This window comes from Mesorhizobium qingshengii (assembly GCF_900103325.1).
Lineage (GTDB): Bacteria > Pseudomonadota > Alphaproteobacteria > Rhizobiales > Rhizobiaceae > Mesorhizobium > Mesorhizobium qingshengii.
Window position 1 is genome coordinate 84311 of the sequence record NZ_FMXM01000002.1, and the last position, 15783, is coordinate 100093.

Sequence of the window (15783 nt, forward strand, 5' to 3'; positions counted from 1 at the left end):
CATCCGGCTGGCCGGTCGCGACGTTCGGAATTCCGAACATGTTGCAGCGCCGAAGGTTCAGCTTCCCGAACGTGGCCCTTCTACAAGGCCAAAGCGGGTCATCTTTTCCCAAAGCGTCGTCCTGGATATGGCAAGAAGGCCGGCCGCCTTGGCGATCTGTCCGCCAGTCTCTTCGAGGGCGCGCTCGATCTGGCGGCGCTCGGCGGCGTCGCGGACATCGGCGAGCGGCGCGAACGCAGCGCTTCCGACTTTCGAGGCGCGCTCGGGAAACAGGTCGCCGGGCATGATCCATTCGCTGGTCGAGAGGGCGACGGCGCGTTCGACGCGATTTCTGAGCTCCCTGACATTGCCTGGCCAGGGATGCGCAAGGGCGGCCTCCTCTGCCAGCGCGCTGAAGCCACGGATGCGTGCATCGGAGCGGCTGACGGCGTTTTCGAGGAACCTGTCGAGGAGCCAGGCAATGTCTTCGGGCCGCTCCCGCAGCGGCGGAATTGTCACCGGCAGCACCGCCAGCCGGAAGTAGAGGTCTTCGCGAAACCCGGAGGGCCCGCCGCGCTGGCCAAGGTCACGATGGGTTGCGGAAACGACGCGAGCGTGGAACGTGCAGGCCGTTTCACCACCGACGCGATTGAAACTGCCGTCCTCGACAAGCCTGAGAAACTTCGCCTGCAGCGGCAGCGGCATATCGCCGATCTCGTCAAGGAACAGCGTGCCTTTGCCGGCCCGCTCCGCATAGCCAAGGTGACGTTGCTGAGCGCCGGTAAATGCTCCCTTTTCATGGCCGAATATCTCGCTTTCGAGCAGGTCGGCGGGGATTGCCGCGCAGTTGACGGCGACGAATGGCTCTTTGCTCCTTGCCGAGATTTCGTGCAGCAACCTGGCCGCCACCTCCTTGCCCGATCCGGTTTCTCCTGTAATCAGCACCGGCAGGTCATGTCGCGCATAACGGTACAGCAGGTCTTCCACGGACTGGATGGCGCGCGATTCGCCGAGAAAATGACCTTTCAGCCGAGGCTTCGCGGTGCTCGTCCTGCGCCCCGCTGCGATGCGCCGCAGGAACTCGTCCATGGCAAAGGGCTTGGTCATGAAATCGACCGCACCCGACCGCATCAGACGAACCGCCTGGTCTATCTCCCCGTAGCCGGTGACAAACATGAAAGGCGGCGAGTTCGGCTGGTTGGCAAGCTCGTTGAACACGACTTCGCCAGATATGTCCGGGAGACGGACGTCGCAGATCACCAGATCAAGGGAATCGACAAGCCCGCCAATGCCGGAGACCGCGTCCCGGCCTGACCTCCACCAAATCACGCGCCAGCCCTCGAGTTCGAGGCGTTGAACGATGGACCCGCCCATCACCGGATCATCTTCAACGAGGCCTATTCGTGCGGGATCAGGCTGCATAGGCTTTGGTACTCTCCCTTTCGAATGGGATGGTCAGCGTCACCGTCGTCCCTCCGTCTCTTTTGGCGGCGATGGCGACACTTCCGCCAAGATCGTCAACGACGCGGCGGACCATCCAGAGGCCCAGGCCTCGCCCGGCCCGCACAGCGGGACCCGGATCGCTGTCGACGAGAATTCCGGCAATGTCGGCCGGGATACCGGGACCCTGGTCGCCGATTTCGATCTTCAGATGGTTGCCCGAGCCGTCCGCTTTCAGCGAGATCGATCCTCCGTCTGGCGTGATCGTGCTTGCATTCAAAAGAAGATTCAGCACGGCTTGGCGCACTGGCCCTCCCCTTATCGGCAATTCCCGCAATTCGTTCCATACGATATGCCAGTCCAACCGCTGCCGCTTTCGGCGCAATTCGGGTTTCAGCAGGAGACGGACATCGTTGAGATCATCCGCCGACAGCGGACGTTGCGATCGTTCCGGACGATAGGTAGCAAGCGCGGCCTCGACGACGTCGCGAATGCCAGCGAGGCCGCGCTCGATCAGGCTGATCGACGTATCGCGGACACCAGGGGTTTCGCCGTGCGTCTTCAGCGTATCCAGGGCATTGAAAAGGCCGCCCAAGGGGTTGTTGATTTCGTGGGCCATTCCCGATGCCAGCCGACCCAGGCTGGACAGCTTTTCTTCCTCGGCCAGTTGCATGGCAAAATTCGCGCGCTCACGCTCGGCATGGACGAGGGTGTTGTAGCCGCGGAAAAGCCCCGCCACCTCCGAGTCTCCTGCTGGAATTTCGCCCGGTGAAATTGGCTCGGCCGCTCCATGCGCGGCGGATCGCATGTGGTTCTCGAGGACGCGCATCGGTGCGATCATCTGCCGGACGATGAGAAAGCCGCCGAGCGAAAAAAGCACGGCCAGCAAACCATTGGTGACCAGCAGAGTGAACAAGATTTCACGACGCTCGGCGAACAGGCGCGAGACGTCGAAAGTGGCGTGGATGGTCCCGACAGGCTGTCCCTGATAGATGAGATCGCGCTTGGCGAAGCCGGTCAGCGCGGATTCGTCGATCGTCACGACACCAGGACCATAGCGGCTCAGATAACTGTCCGGCAGTTGCGAGAACGTCGCCATTCGGGTGGGGTCCGTCGCTGCCAGGATTCGACCATCCGACCCAGTCACGACCGTTTCGACCGGAGACAGAGCCGCATAAGACGACTTGGACCTGTCGAGTGCGTCGAACACCTCCCAGACGTCTCCTCTCAGGACCGATGGGATGACAGCGGACGAGAGGCCGTCGAGGTATGTTTCAGCAAGGCCGTTCAGGTACCCCTCTTGCGTGCGCGAGAGGCGGTCCAGAACGTGTTCCGAAATCACCGCGCTGATCACAACCATCAGCAACGCAACGATTGCCGGCACGCGATAGGTGACCGGGACCGACCTGAGGCGGCGGATCATGGTCATCCGAATTGCCTCACGATTTCGACCTCGGCCGCAATCGTATCGAAGAGCGATGGGGCGGTCGCCAAAAAGCCGTCCAGCCGAAGGAGGTCGAGGACTTTCTTGCCTTCGGTATCGTCTTTCATGGAAACAAGGGCCTGCTGCAGGGCCTTGACCCGGACATCGCTTGCAAGGGATTTTGGCGATGCCACCGGCGGAAAGCCGAGCCATTCCGATTGCCGGACAATTCTGGTTTGCCTGATCAGGTCAGGCTCCGTTTGGCGCATCACTTCGTAGACGTAGCCATCGACGCTGCCCGATTGTGCCAGGCCAGCTGCCACCGCGCGAACGACGTTGCGGTGCCCGTAAGTGAAAAAGTTCCGCGAAAAGAATGCCTCGGGCAAGAGCTTGTTCTTCGCGAGAAGCGTCCGGGTGACCAGGAAGCCCGAGTTCGAATCCGGGTCCGAGAATGCATGGACATCGCCCTTAAGCCCGGTCCAGTCTTCGACGACGCAGTCGGCAGACGCGATCAGGTAGGATTGGTATAGCGGTCTGCCGAGCCAGACTGGCGTTGCGACCAGATCGAGATTGGCTTTGAATTGGACGTAGGGATAGCCGCAAATCCAGGCTGAATGGATCTCGCCCGACACGAGCAGCGCGGTGATCTCCTGGTAGGTCCGACGTGTCACCAGTTCGACAGGGCCGCCGAGTTTGGACGACAGGAACGTTTGCAAATGGCCGAGAAGTTCGAGGTCGTTCGAGAGGAAGACCGGTGTCAGGCCAAACTTGAACGCAACGTCCTCTGCCGAAGCGTTCGTATGGAAAGCGAGCGAGGCTGCTCCCGCTAGCGCCCCCTTCAAAAGGGCGCGCCGGCTCGGTGGATTGCCTTGCCGCACGCACTGCCGCGCAAGACCGGTCAATTATTCCTCCCAATAGCGGCCATTCAGTCGCCAGCACGATCTTAATCGATAAACGACAGCGTGGCGACAGTTGGGCGCGCCTCGGTCCCTGTGCCTCATATCAGCCATCCGCGATGGTCCCTCACGCAGTCCCGGTCCGGCTGCACCTGCGGGTTGTCCCGAAGCACGGCCGGAACCCTGCTGACCGGACAGACGCGGCAGTTTGACCTAAATCATTGCGAATGCAGCTGCCGAGGTGTGAAATTAGATGATGGGAGGTAGTATCGATGCTGATCCGCACGCTATCTGCATTGGAATGCACGAAATTGCTGGCGTCCAATCGTATCGGCCACTTGGCCTGCGCCAGGGACGGACAACCCTACGTCGTGTGCTTCAACTACGCCTACGCCGACTATCACCTCTATGCGTTCTCCTTGCCTGGGAAGAAGATCGACTGGATGCGGACCAATCCCCTGGTGTGCGTCCAGATCGACGAACACAGCCAGGGGCGCGGATGGAGAAGCGTTGTTGTCGACGGCCGCTTTGAAGAACTGCCTGACCGGGTCGGCCACAAGCTTCAGCGCGATCACGCGTGGTCAGTGTTGAGCAAGCATGCGGACTGGTGGGAGCCTGGCGCCCTCAAGCCTGTCATACCTCCCGTGTCAGATAGCATACCGCACGTTTTCTTCCGGATCCTCATCGAGCAGGTGTCTGGCCGGGAAGCGAGTGACCGGGAAGCAAGTGCGTAGGCTGTTTCCACCGCTTGAAGCATGTGCCGAACCGCAAATGTAGATTGCGCCGGCGCGATCGTTTCGGCCGGCCCATTTGCCGTGCGTCCCCACCGAGGCGCAGAACACCCTGCCCCGGCCATCACGGGACGCAACCTTTGCGGTCAACAGAATCCGCCGCCTACCGCCTCAACGCGTAAATGTTTTCCATGTTTTCGCCACCGATGGGCAGCGCCATGTCGTCGTCCAGCAGACGGGTAATGCGGGCAAATCCAGTAAAAGCCTTCCTCGCTTCCTCGGCCGACATCTTGCCGGACAGCGCAGCGGAGCAGCAATTCAAGGCGCACTGGTAAACCGGTCCGCGCCGCCCTGTTGGCCACTTACGCAGGAACACCATCGCTTCGGCAACGCTGTCGACTTCCTGAACTGGGTATCCCACCCCGGGCGCAAGGCGCACGGGCGTGAAGAAATGCAAGCGGTCCATAAGTTTCCTCCTGGTCGATCGCCTCCGCTCGATCGAACCCCACTAAACTCCCAGATGGGCATTTGGTTCCAGAAAAAAATGAAGTTCCGCATAAAAAAGATGGGGTGGCAAGAAATGGGCAGCCTTCGGCCCTTGTTTCGGCGGAATTCGAATCGCCGTTGCAGGCATGCCAGCAGCAACTTACCCCTGCCGATAAGCGCGGTTCTCATTGAATATCTTTAAGGCCAAAGCCGGCAAATGGGTTGGTTGCCGGTTCCCCTGCGTCAGGCTTAACCTGCGCGGCCACCACGCGGAAGCGCGTGGCCATCAAGGGGAGGACATCGCAGTGACCATACAAGGCGCATCGCCTGACCTGTACAACGAGGATCTCGCTCCGGCGACGGTCCGCAACTGGGGACCATTCTCGATCTTCAACGTCTGGACATCGGACGTCCACAGCCTCTGGGGCTACTACCTGGCTGCCAGCCTGTTCCTGTTCTGCGGCGGCTTCGTCAACTTCATCATCGCCATCGGCATCGGTTCGCTGATCATCTATGCGCTGATGAACATGGTCGGCTATGCCGGCGTGAAGACAGGTGTGCCCTACCCCGTTCTCGCCCGCGCATCCTTCGGCATCTGGGGCGCCAACATACCGGCGCTGGTGCGCGCCATCGTCGCCTGCTTCTGGTACGGCGCCCAGACGGCCGCTGCTTCCGGCGCCATCGTGGCGCTGTTGATCCGCTCGCAATGGTTCGCCGACTTCAACGCCAACACGCATTTTCTCGGCCATTCCGGGCTGGAAGTCATCTGCTTCGTCGTCATCTGGGCGCTGCAACTGCTGATCATCCAGCGCGGCATGGAAACGGTGCGCCGTTTCCAGGACTGGGCTGGCCCGGCCGTCTGGGTGATGATGCTGATCCTGGCGGTCTATCTCTGCGTCAAATCCGGAACCTTCGCCATCACCAGCGATATCCCGATGGATGTGCTGAAAGAGAAGACCAAGGACGCCGGCGTGCCGGGCGAACCTGGCTCGTGGACCTCGCTCTTCGCGGTGGCAGCGATCTGGGTGACCTACTTCTCGGCGCTCTATCTCAACTTCTGCGATTTCGCCCGCTATGCGCCCGACCAGGCGTCGCTGCGCAAGGGCAACATCTGGGGCCTGCCGGTCAACCTCATCCTGTTTTCGCTCGTTGCCGGCGTCACCACCATTGCCGCCTATGACGTCTACCACGAAGTGCTGCTGCACCCCGACCAGATCTCGGCCAAGTTCGACAGCTGGTTCCTGGCAGCGCTGGCCGCCCTGACCTTCGCGGTAGCGACGCTCGGCATCAACGTCGTCGCCAACTTCGTCTCGCCGGCCTTCGACTTCTCCAATGTCTTTCCCAGGCAGATCGACTTCAAGAAGGGTGGCTACATCGCGGCTCTGATCGCGCTTGTGCTCTACCCCTTCGCGCCATGGGAAGGCAGTGCGGCCTCCTTCGTCAACGTCATCGGCGCGACGATGGGACCGATCTTCGGCGTGATGATGGTCGACTACTATCTGATCCGGAAGGGCGAGGTCGACGTCGAGGCGCTTTATCGCGAGGACGGCGAGTTCCGTTTCCAGGGCGGCTGGCACGTCAATGCCTTCATCGCCGCCGGCATCGGTGCGATCTTCTCGTCGATCCTGCCCAACTTCACCAACTGGCTGCCGTCCTGGTGGGGCGTCTATGGCTGGTTCTTCGGCGTCGCCATCGCCGGCATCATCTACTACGTGCTGCGCACCGCCGCCGTGGGCGCCGGCGCCAAGACAGCAAAAGCCTGACAGGCATCGTAAGGGGCGGCGCAATGCCGCCCCTTACGCGCCAACCATCTCGGCCAGTTTGCGCACCGTGTTCCAGTTGCGCGAGGTGCCGATGCCCAGACGCTTGTGGCTTGTCGCCGTCAGAAGCCGTGAATTGGGCGTGGCACGGGAGAAGAAAATCCAGATGTCGCCGGCGACGACCTGCATCTTTTCATCCGTGCCGACATAAGACCTAAGCGCCGTGACGGCTTCGTCGGGCACTGGCTGTCGCATCACCCGAACCGCCACCTGATCCGCCGCGGCGGCCGATTCGTCCGCGAACGGATTGCCGGCCGCAAGCCTCAGCCAATCGGCCGCGCCGCGTACGATGATGTCGACATGGCGGCCGAAGGCACTCTCGAAGGCTGCTTCCAGCCGTTCTTCAAGGCCGGCGATTTCCGTCACCGGAGCTTCGAAGACCAGATTGCCCGTCGCCACCAGCGTGCGGACATTCTTCAGGCCAAGCCCTTCCGCCATCGCCTTGAGGTCGGACATGACAACCCGACGCCCCTCGCCGAGGATGATGCTGTAGAGAAGCGCGACATAGGTTTGCATGAAGCGCGGTCCGCTTGGCGGTGCCTATACCAGGCGCGATTGCTCGACCGCCGCCTCGATGAAGCTGGCGAACAGCGGATGCGGGTCGAGCGGCCGGCTCTTCAGTTCCGGGTGGTACTGCACGCCGATGAACCAGGGATGATCGGGATATTCGACCGTTTCCGGCAGCACGCCGTCGGGTGACATGCCGGCGAACACCAGACCGCAATCCTCGAGCCGCTCCTTGTAGTCGATGTTGACCTCGTAGCGGTGGCGATGACGCTCGGAAATCTGCGTGTCGCCATAGATGTCGGCGATCTTGGACCCCTTGGCGAGCTCGGCCTGGTAGGCGCCGAGCCGCATCGTGCCGCCGAGATCTCCGGTTTCCCGGCGCTTCTCCAGCATGTTGCCCTTCAGCCATTCGGTCATCAGGCCGACGACCGGCTCCTTGGTCGGGCCGAACTCGGTCGACGAGGCATGTTCGACACCGGCCAGAGAACGCGCCGCCTCGATGCAGGCCATCTGCATGCCGAAGCAAATGCCGAAATACGGCACCTTTCGCTCGCGCGCGAACTTCGCCGCCAGGATCTTGCCTTCGGAGCCGCGCTCGCCAAAGCCGCCGGGAACCAGGATGCCATGCACCTTTTCCAGCCACGGCGCCGGATCTTCCTTTTCGAAGATCTCCGATTCGATCCAGTCGAGCTTGACCTTGACGTGGTTGGCCAAGCCGCCATGCGAGAGTGCCTCGATCAGCGATTTATAGGCGTCCTTGAGGCCGGTATATTTGCCCACCACGGCGATGGTGACCTCGCCTTCCGGATTGTGGATGCGGTTGGACACTGCCTGCCAGGGCTCCATGCGCGGCTTCGGCGCCGGATCGATGCCGAAGGCGGCGAGCACTTCCGAATCGAGCCCCTCCTTGTGATAGGCCATGGGCACGTCGTAGATGTGCGGCACGTCGAGCGCCTGGATCACGGCGCTTTCGCGCACATTGCAGAACAGCGACAGCTTGCGGCGCTCTTCCTTGGGAATGGCTCGGTCGGCGCGGACCAGCAGGATGTCGGGCGCGATGCCGATGCCGCGCAGTTCCTTGACCGAGTGCTGGGTCGGCTTGGTTTTCAGCTCACCCGCCGTCGGGATGTAGGGCATCAGTGTCAGATGCACGTAGACGGCGTTGTTGCGCGGCAGGTCGTTGCCGAGCTGGCGGATCGCCTCGAGGAACGGCATCGCCTCGATGTCGCCGACCGTGCCGCCGATCTCGCAGAGCACGAAATCATAGTCGTCATTGCCGTTGAGGACGAAATTCTTGATCTCGTCGGTAACGTGCGGGATGACCTGCACGGTTGCGCCGAGATAGTCGCCGCGTCGCTCGCGCTCGATGATGTTCTTGTAGATGCGGCCGGTGGTGATGTTGTCTTGTTGATTGGCGGAGCGGCCCGTGAAGCGCTCGTAATGGCCAAGATCGAGATCGGTCTCGGCGCCGTCATCGGTGACGAACACCTCGCCGTGCTGGTAAGGCGACATCGTGCCTGGATCGACATTGAGATAGGGATCGAGTTTTTTGATGCGTGCGCGATAGCCTCGCGCCTGCAAGAGAGCCCCAAGGGCCGCTGCGGCAATGCCTTTTCCAAGTGAGGAAACCACGCCGCCTGTGATGAATACATATCGCGCCATGGGAGTCATCGCTTAACGCGGCCGGATTGATTCCGCCAGAGAAAAAACCACCGCGAAGGTTTTTTCCCAAGAAGGCGTCGAAGTGGTGGACGAGGCAAAACAAAAGGGCCGGCAAGGCCGGCCCTTTCGGCATGATGGATGCAGGCGTCAGATGATGACGACCTTGGTGCCGACCTTGACGCGGCTGTAGAGGTCCATGACGTGCTCGTTGATCATGCGGAAGCAGCCGTTCGAGGCGCTGGTTCCGATCGACTGCGGTGCGATGGTGCCGTGGATGCGCAAATGCGTGTCCTTCTTGCCGTCGTAGAGATAGATGGCGCGCGCGCCAAGCGGGTTCTGGCCACCGCCAGGCATGCCATCCTTGTACTGGGCGTAGTGCTTCGGCTCGCGCTTCTGCATGTCCAGGGTCGGGATCCAGCGCGGCCATTCCTGCTTGTCGCCGACCGCGACCGTACCCTTGAACTGCAGGCCTTCGCGGCCGACCGCAATGGCGTAGCGGCGAGCCGTCGAAGATGATTCGACGAGATAGAGGCGCCGCGCACTGGTATCGATGACGATGGTGCCGGCATCATAGCCGGTGAATTCCACGTCCTGCGGCACGAATTCCGGCTTCACCTTGAACTGCTTCTTGGCTTCCCTCTTGGCGAGAGCCTGGTCGAGAGCACGTGTCTCGGGAAGCAGCGACATCGAGGAAGACGAAGTGCCGCCGAAGAGACCGGCGAACAGGCCGCCGCTCGGCTGCTTCTGGCCGACGACCTCGCTGCGCAGTTCGCCATTGTTGCCGGTCAAAGCGACATTCATCGCCTCGGCCGGGAGAGGCTCGGCCGACTGGATTGGTGCGATCGACTCCATCGGCTCGATGATCTTGGAAGTCTTCTTGGCTGGTTTGGCGTCAGCCACTTCAGTCGCCGGCGCGCTCTGGCCCTTCTTGGCCAGGAATGCCTGCCTTTCGGCGTCCGCCTTGGCCTTTGCGGCTTCGCGCATCGCCAGCTTCCTGGCTTCGAGCGCCTTGGCTTTGGCGGCCTCCTTGTCGGCAACGATCTTGGCCTCGATCTTCTTGATCTGGGCGAGATCGTCCGGTGTCGGGTTTTTCTTCTTCTTGAGAAGCTTCAATTGCGCCGCATCACTCTTGGCGGCGACGTTGATGGCATCGGTTTTGTCAACCGACTGATGTGCGGCCATATTTGCCGGCATGCCGGCGAAGGCCGGGGAGCTGATGCCGAGTGCGGCGCAAAGTCCCAGGAAAATGAAGCTGCGAAGCTGCATGGCGAAGATCCGATCGTTCAATGCTTGTTGCCCACGGCGTCGCCCGGCGCCCCCCAAGGACGCCGAAAATGCCGCGTGCAATCTATAGTCGAATAAGCGCGGACGCCTCAAGCGCGAGGCCGCGCCGCAGCCACTCGAATCTTCGTGATCATGCTGCATTTGCCGCGACTGTGTTCAAACGACAACAGGCCGCGGCAGCAAATGTCGAAGGTTACTGGTTCGGAACCTGCGGGGTCGCCGGTGCTGCAGGAGTGGCGCCGTTGGCCGCGGGCGGCGTCGAACCGGCGGCAGGCGCCGTGGCCGGAGCAGTCGCCGGAGGCGTTGTGGCAGCATCGTTGCCGGAGGGTGGCGTCGGCGTGGCGTTGCCAGCGGGCGCCGGAGTGGTCGTGCCGGGCAATTGGTTGAGCACGCCCTTGCCAGCACCGTCCGAGGTCGCCGGGACGCGGTCGAGGATGTCGATCGGCTTCTCGCCGTAACGGGCGACGATCGACAGTGTCAGCGACGTGGCGAAGAAAGCCGCCGCAAGGATCGCCGTCGCGCGCGTCAGCGCGTTGGCCGCACCACGCGCGGTCATGAAGCCCGAGCCGCCACCAATGCCAAGGCCGCCGCCTTCGGAGCGCTGCAGCAGCACCACGCCGACAAGGGCGAGCACGACCATGAGATGGATGACGATCAGTACGGTTTCCATAGTTTATCCTGGCAAGGCCTTGCCCGGCCGCGGACACGACCGGTGAATTGGAGGCGGCTCAATACAATGCTTTGACGGCATTTCCAAGCCCGTGGCCGGAATATGGGAAGCAACACCTGCTTTGCAACGATTTCCAGCGCCGTCAGCCCCGTCCGGCGCGGCCAGCATCCTTAGGAGATGTTGCGATAGGCCTCGGCAATGCCGAGGAAATCCGCCGCCTTCAGGCTGGCGCCGCCGACCAGCGCGCCGTCGACATTCCTGACGCCGAGCAGTTCAACCGCATTGGACGGCTTGACCGAGCCGCCGTAGAGAATACGCATCTTCGCCGCGACGTTGCCAAGCTTCTCCGACAGCTTTTCACGGATATGTTCATGCGCTTCGGCCACATCGGTGACGGTCGGCGTCAGGCCGGTGCCGATCGCCCATACCGGCTCGTAGGCGATGATGGTGTTGGACGCGGTGGCACTCGGCGGCACCGAGCCGGCGACCTGCCGCGCCAGCACCTCGAGCGTGGCGCCGGCTTCGCGCTGTTGCTGTGTCTCGCCAATGCAGATGATGGCCACAAGCCCGGCGCGCCAGGCGGCTGAGGCCTTGGCCTGGACCGTGGCGTCATCCTCGCCCCGCTGCTCGCGGCACTCTGAATGGCCGACGATGACATGGGTCGCGCCAGCATCCTTCAGCATTTCGGCCGAAATACAGCCGGTATAGGCGCCGCTTTCGTTTGTGTGGCAATCCTCGCCGCCAGCATGGACCGGGGTGCGCGACAAGATCTCGGCGGCGTGGGCAAGGAGGGTCGCCGGAACGCAGACCAGCGCTTCGGTTTCCGCATCAAGCCCGCTCATGAAACCGTTGCCGATCATCCTGAGCTCGTTGAGCGAGGCACTGGTGCCGTTCATTTTCCAGTTGCCGGCGACGAGCGGGCGAATTCCTGGCGTCATGGGTTTGCTTCTCCGGGCGATATTCGGCTCTGGCCCTCACTACCAAAATCAGGCCACAAAGCAATCGACAGTGGACCGGAAGGGCGCTATTGCGCTTGTTTCAGACTCGGCGCACGCGAAAATGCGCATAAATCGGAAGTAACGATGCTTGGTATATTGAGAAACGCGGCAGGCACCTGGGTCGCGAAGACGCTGCTTTCGCTGCTGGTGGTCAGTTTCGCCGCCTGGGGCATTTCCGGACGGCTGATGGGCGGTTTCGCCGGCCATGATTCGGTGATAACCGCCGGCGGCACCAAGGTGTCGATCAACGAATATCGCCTCGCCTATGATCGCCAGCTCAGCGTCATGTCGCAGCAGTTCGGCCAACGTCTCACCCACGAACAGGCAAAGGCGCTTGGCGTCGACAATCAGGTGCTGGCACAGCTCGTTTCAGGTGCCGTACTCGACGAACAGGCGCGCAAGCTGGGCCTCGGCCTGTCCAAGGACCGGCTGGCCGAGCTGACGCGCGAGGATCCGGCGTTCAAGGGGCCCGGCGGTCAGTTCGACAAGAAGACGTTCGAATACATGCTGCGCCAGATCGGCATGCGGCCTGAGGATTATCTGAAGAACCGTGCCCAGGTTGCGGTGCGCCAGCAGATCGTCGAGGCGGTCTCGGATGGCCTCAAGGCGCCGGATACCTTCTTCAAGGCGGTGGCGCTCTACCGCGGCGAAGATCGCACCGTCGACTACCTGACCTTGCCGAAGACGCTGGTCGAGCCGATCGAGGCGCCGAGCGACAGCGTGCTGTCGGCCTATTTCGAGGCCAACAAGAAAACCTACGCCGCACCCGAATACCGCAAATTCTCCTATGTCCGGCTCGAACCGGCGGACATCATGGATACGACCGCCGTCACCGACCAACAGGTCAGCGACGACTACAACAAGAACAAGGCGCGCTACACCACGCCGGAGCAGCGCACCATCGAGCAGCTTGTGTTCAAGACGCCGGATGCGGCAAAGGCCGCGTTCGATTCGCTCAAGGCGGGTGCGACCTTCGACAAGCTCGTCGCGGCCGAAGGCAAGACCCCGGCCGATACTCTGCTTGGCACGCTCGCCAAGGACAAGATCGCCGACAAGGCGGTCGCCGACGCGGCCTTCGCGCTCAGCGCCAATGAAGTCAGCCCCGTGGTTCAGGGCGCCTTTGGACCGGTGCTGCTGCGCGTCACCGAGATCAAGCCCGAAGTGGTCAAGCCGCTCGCTGAAGTGTCCGACCAGATCCGCAAGGACCTGGCGCTCGGTGAGGCAAGCCGCATCCTTCTGGATGTGCACGACAATTATGAGGACACCCGCGCCTCGGGCAGTTCACTGGCCGACGCCGCCACCAAGCTGAAGCTCAAGGACGTCACCATCGACGCCATCGATCGCAGTGGTCTCAAGCCGGACGGCTCCATCGTCAAGGACCTGCCGGAATCACCCGCGCTGATCAAGGCCGTCTTCGACGCGGAACCCAACACTGAGAACGACGCTCTGACCACGACGGACAACGGATTCATCTTCTATGAGGTCAGTTCGATCACGCCGGCGCGCGACCGGACGCTGGACGAGGTTCGTCAGAAAGTCGCCGCCGACTGGACGGCGACCGAAACGACCAAGCGGCTCGCCGCCAAGGCAGGTGAACTCGAAAAGCGGCTCAAGGCCGGCGCCACGCTCGACGTCATCGCCGGCGACCTCAAGCTGGAAAAGCAGACCAAGCGCGGCTTGAAGCGTGAGGCCGACGATGCCGACTTCGGCAAGGAGGGCGCCGCGGTCATGTTCGGCGTCGGCGAAGGCGGCACCGGATTGATCCCCTCGCCCACCGGCGACGGACAGATCCTGTTCAAGGTCGCCGAAGTGTTCGAGCCTGCGGGCGCCGAGGCAAGCTCGGTGCCGGAGGACGCGCAGAAGTCCTTCACCTCCGGCATGTCGGACGATCTGCTCGACCAGTTGGTGGCGCAGTTGCAGACGCAGTACGACGTTCGCATCGATCAGGCCGCTGTTGCCCAAGCCTCGACAAGATGAGCGCGCTGAAAACCCATATCGCCAAGGTCGCGGGCGGGACCGCCCTTTCCTTTGAGGAAGCGCGTGAAGCCTTCGACATCATCATGTCGGGTGACGCGACCCCTGGCCAGATCGGCGGCTTCCTGATGGCGCTTCGCGTGCGTGGCGAGACGGTGAGCGAGATTTCCGGCGCCGTCGCCACCATGCGCGCCAAGATGCTTCGCGTCGACGCGCCCGCCGGCGCCATCGATATCGTTGGCACCGGCGGCGACAATTCGCACAGCGTCAACATCTCGACAGGATCGGCCTTCGTCATCGCCGGCAGCGGCGTCCCGGTCGCCAAGCACGGCAATCGTGGCCTCTCCTCGCTGACCGGTGCGGCCGATGTCCTGACCGCGCTCGGGGTCAAGATCGACATCCCGCCGGAGACGATCGGCCGCTGCATCCACGAGGCCGGCGTCGGCTTCATGTTCGCACCGGCGCACCATCCGGCGATGAAGCATGTCGGCCCGATCCGTGGCGAGCTCGGCACACGCACCATCTTCAACCTGCTCGGCCCGCTGTCCAATCCGGCCGGCGTCGTCAGGCAGATGGTCGGTGTGTTCCTGCCGGAATGGATCATGCCGGTCGCCGAGACATTGAAGGCGCTGGGCACCGAACATGCCTGGGTCGTTCATGGCGACGGCTATGACGAAATCACCACCACCGGCGAGACGCAGGTGGCGGAACTGATCGGTGGCGAGATCCGCAGCTTCACGCTGACGCCTGAAGCCGTTGGGCTGGCGCGCCACACCAAGGATGAATTGCGCGGTGGCAACGCGGCCTACAACGCTGGGGCTTTGCGCGATATGCTCGGCGGCGCTGCCGGCGCCTATCGCGACACCGTGTTGATGAATGCTGGCGCCGGACTTGTGGTGGCAGGCAAGGCGACGACGCTTGTTGACGGCATCGCGGCGGCGGCGCAGGCCATAGACAGCGGCCGGGCGCTGCAGGTGCTCGACCGGCTGATCGAGATTTCGAACGGATAGAGCGTGTCTGACATTCTTCGCAAGATCGAGGCCTACAAGCGCGACGAGATCGCGGCGGCCAAGGCACGTGTGCCGCTGGCCGAGATCAAGGCACGTGCAAGAGACGCCGACGCACCACGCGGATTTCTTGCCGCGCTCGAGGCGAAGCGCAAGTCAGGCAGCTTCGCCCTGATCGCCGAGATCAAGAAGGCGAGCCCTTCCAAGGGCTTGATCCGTGCGGATTTCGACCCGCCGGCACTGGCGCAGGCCTATGCGAAAGGCGGCGCGGCCTGTCTTTCGGTGCTGACCGACGCGCCGTCCTTCCAGGGCGCGCCCGAATTTCTCACTAGGGCGCGCGCCGCCGTCGCCCTGCCCGCGCTGCGCAAGGATTTTCTGTTCGATCCCTACCAGGTCTATGAAGCCCGTGCGTGGGGCGCGGACGCCATCCTGATCATCATGGCCAGCGTCGACGACACCCTGGCGAGCGACCTCGAATCGACGGCATTCGATCTCGGCATGGATGCGCTGGTCGAAGTGCATGACGAGGCCGAGACGCAGCGCGCACTGAAGCTGTCGTCGCGGCTGATCGGCATCAACAACCGCAATCTGAGAACATTCGAGACCAGCCTCAATACCTCCGAGCGGCTGGCGTCGATGGTCCCGGCTGACCGTTTGCTGGTCAGCGAGAGCGGTATCTTCACGCATGACGATTGCCTGAGACTGCAGAATAGCGACATCGCTACCTTCCTTGTCGGTGAAAGCCTGATGCGGCAACAGGACGTCACTGCGGCGACGCGCTTGCTCCTGACGGGCAAGGCGCCGGATGCATCGGCCCGAAAATCGGAATCGATTTTCGGAGAGCACGATGCATAGATTCAAAGTGATAGAGCGTACTTTGTGCGTCCGAATGGACGCACGTCGCTC

The 15783-nt window shown here is 62.5% G+C and carries 14 protein-coding genes; 5 read left to right on the forward strand and 9 right to left on the reverse strand.

Annotated elements, in window-relative coordinates; translation table 11 throughout:
- Positions 1–57: 57 nt before the first annotated feature.
- Genes BLS48_RS00395 through BLS48_RS00405 form a run of 3 tightly spaced genes read right to left on the reverse strand, consistent with a single transcriptional unit; the run spans position 58 to position 3603 of the window.
- Positions 58–1401 carry a sigma-54-dependent transcriptional regulator gene (locus BLS48_RS00395; RefSeq protein ID WP_091574607.1) on the reverse strand — a complete coding sequence of 448 codons (1344 nt, stop codon included), beginning with the start codon at positions 1399–1401 and terminating at the stop codon, positions 58–60.
- Positions 1391–2848, reverse strand: a complete 1458-nt coding sequence (locus BLS48_RS00400; RefSeq protein WP_091574610.1) for a sensor histidine kinase — start codon at positions 2846–2848, stop codon at positions 1391–1393. Before BLS48_RS00400 ends, BLS48_RS00395 begins: the two co-directional genes overlap by 11 nt.
- On the reverse strand, positions 2845–3603 hold the full coding sequence (locus BLS48_RS00405; RefSeq protein WP_342028497.1) for a substrate-binding domain-containing protein: 759 nt from the start codon (positions 3601–3603) through the stop codon (positions 2845–2847). Before BLS48_RS00405 ends, BLS48_RS00400 begins: the two co-directional genes overlap by 4 nt.
- A 407-nt stretch (positions 3604–4010) precedes the next feature.
- Between BLS48_RS00405 and BLS48_RS00410 the strand changes: the two genes are divergently transcribed.
- A complete protein-coding gene (locus BLS48_RS00410) occupies positions 4011–4472 on the forward strand; it encodes a pyridoxamine 5'-phosphate oxidase family protein (protein ID WP_091574614.1) in 462 nt (153 codons plus the stop codon).
- Between the two features lie 160 nt (positions 4473–4632).
- Here BLS48_RS00410 and BLS48_RS00415 read toward each other — a convergent pair whose 3' ends face one another.
- Positions 4633–4935, reverse strand: a complete 303-nt coding sequence (locus BLS48_RS00415) for a DUF982 domain-containing protein (protein WP_091574616.1) — start codon at positions 4933–4935, stop codon at positions 4633–4635.
- A 325-nt stretch (positions 4936–5260) separates the two neighbouring features.
- Between BLS48_RS00415 and BLS48_RS00420 the strand changes: the two genes are divergently transcribed.
- Positions 5261–6718, forward strand: a complete 1458-nt coding sequence (locus BLS48_RS00420) for an NCS1 family nucleobase:cation symporter-1 (protein WP_091574619.1) — start codon at positions 5261–5263, stop codon at positions 6716–6718.
- A gap of 33 nt (positions 6719–6751) precedes the next feature.
- Here the strand turns inward: BLS48_RS00420 and BLS48_RS00425 are convergent, their stop codons facing one another.
- The 5 genes from BLS48_RS00425 to tpiA all read right to left on the reverse strand — a co-directional run bounded on the left by BLS48_RS00425 (position 6752) and on the right by tpiA (position 11836).
- Complete coding sequence (locus BLS48_RS00425; protein ID WP_091574620.1) at positions 6752–7291, reverse strand: DUF1697 domain-containing protein; 540 nt, start codon at positions 7289–7291, stop codon at positions 6752–6754.
- 24 nt (positions 7292–7315) lie between these two features.
- Positions 7316–8953, reverse strand: a complete 1638-nt coding sequence (locus BLS48_RS00430; RefSeq protein ID WP_091574623.1) for a CTP synthase — start codon at positions 8951–8953, stop codon at positions 7316–7318.
- A gap of 138 nt (positions 8954–9091) precedes the next feature.
- Positions 9092–10210 (reverse strand): L,D-transpeptidase, encoded by a 1119-nt coding sequence (locus BLS48_RS00435; RefSeq protein WP_091575598.1) that lies wholly within the window; start codon positions 10208–10210, stop codon positions 9092–9094.
- Between the two features lie 211 nt (positions 10211–10421).
- The gene (secG, locus tag BLS48_RS00440) at positions 10422–10898 is read right to left on the reverse strand and encodes a preprotein translocase subunit SecG (protein ID WP_091574625.1); all 477 of its coding nucleotides are present in this window, start codon (positions 10896–10898) and stop codon (positions 10422–10424) included.
- A 170-nt stretch (positions 10899–11068) separates the two neighbouring features.
- Entirely contained in the window at positions 11069–11836 is a 768-nt protein-coding gene (tpiA, locus tag BLS48_RS00445; protein WP_091574627.1) for a triose-phosphate isomerase, read from the reverse strand.
- A 144-nt stretch (positions 11837–11980) separates the two neighbouring features.
- On the opposite strand from tpiA, the gene BLS48_RS00450 reads away from it, so the two are divergent.
- From BLS48_RS00450 to trpC, 3 genes are read left to right on the forward strand one after another with little or no spacing between them, the layout of a single operon-like run.
- Entirely contained in the window at positions 11981–13873 is a 1893-nt protein-coding gene (locus BLS48_RS00450) for a SurA N-terminal domain-containing protein (RefSeq protein WP_091574629.1), read from the forward strand.
- On the forward strand, positions 13870–14880 hold the full coding sequence (gene trpD / locus BLS48_RS00455) for an anthranilate phosphoribosyltransferase (RefSeq protein WP_091574631.1): 1011 nt from the start codon (positions 13870–13872) through the stop codon (positions 14878–14880). The genes BLS48_RS00450 and trpD overlap by 4 nt, the downstream gene beginning before the upstream one ends.
- A 3-nt stretch (positions 14881–14883) precedes the next feature.
- A complete protein-coding gene (gene trpC, locus BLS48_RS00460; RefSeq protein ID WP_091574633.1) occupies positions 14884–15732 on the forward strand; it encodes an indole-3-glycerol phosphate synthase TrpC in 849 nt (282 codons plus the stop codon).
- Positions 15733–15783: the final 51 nt, after the last annotated feature.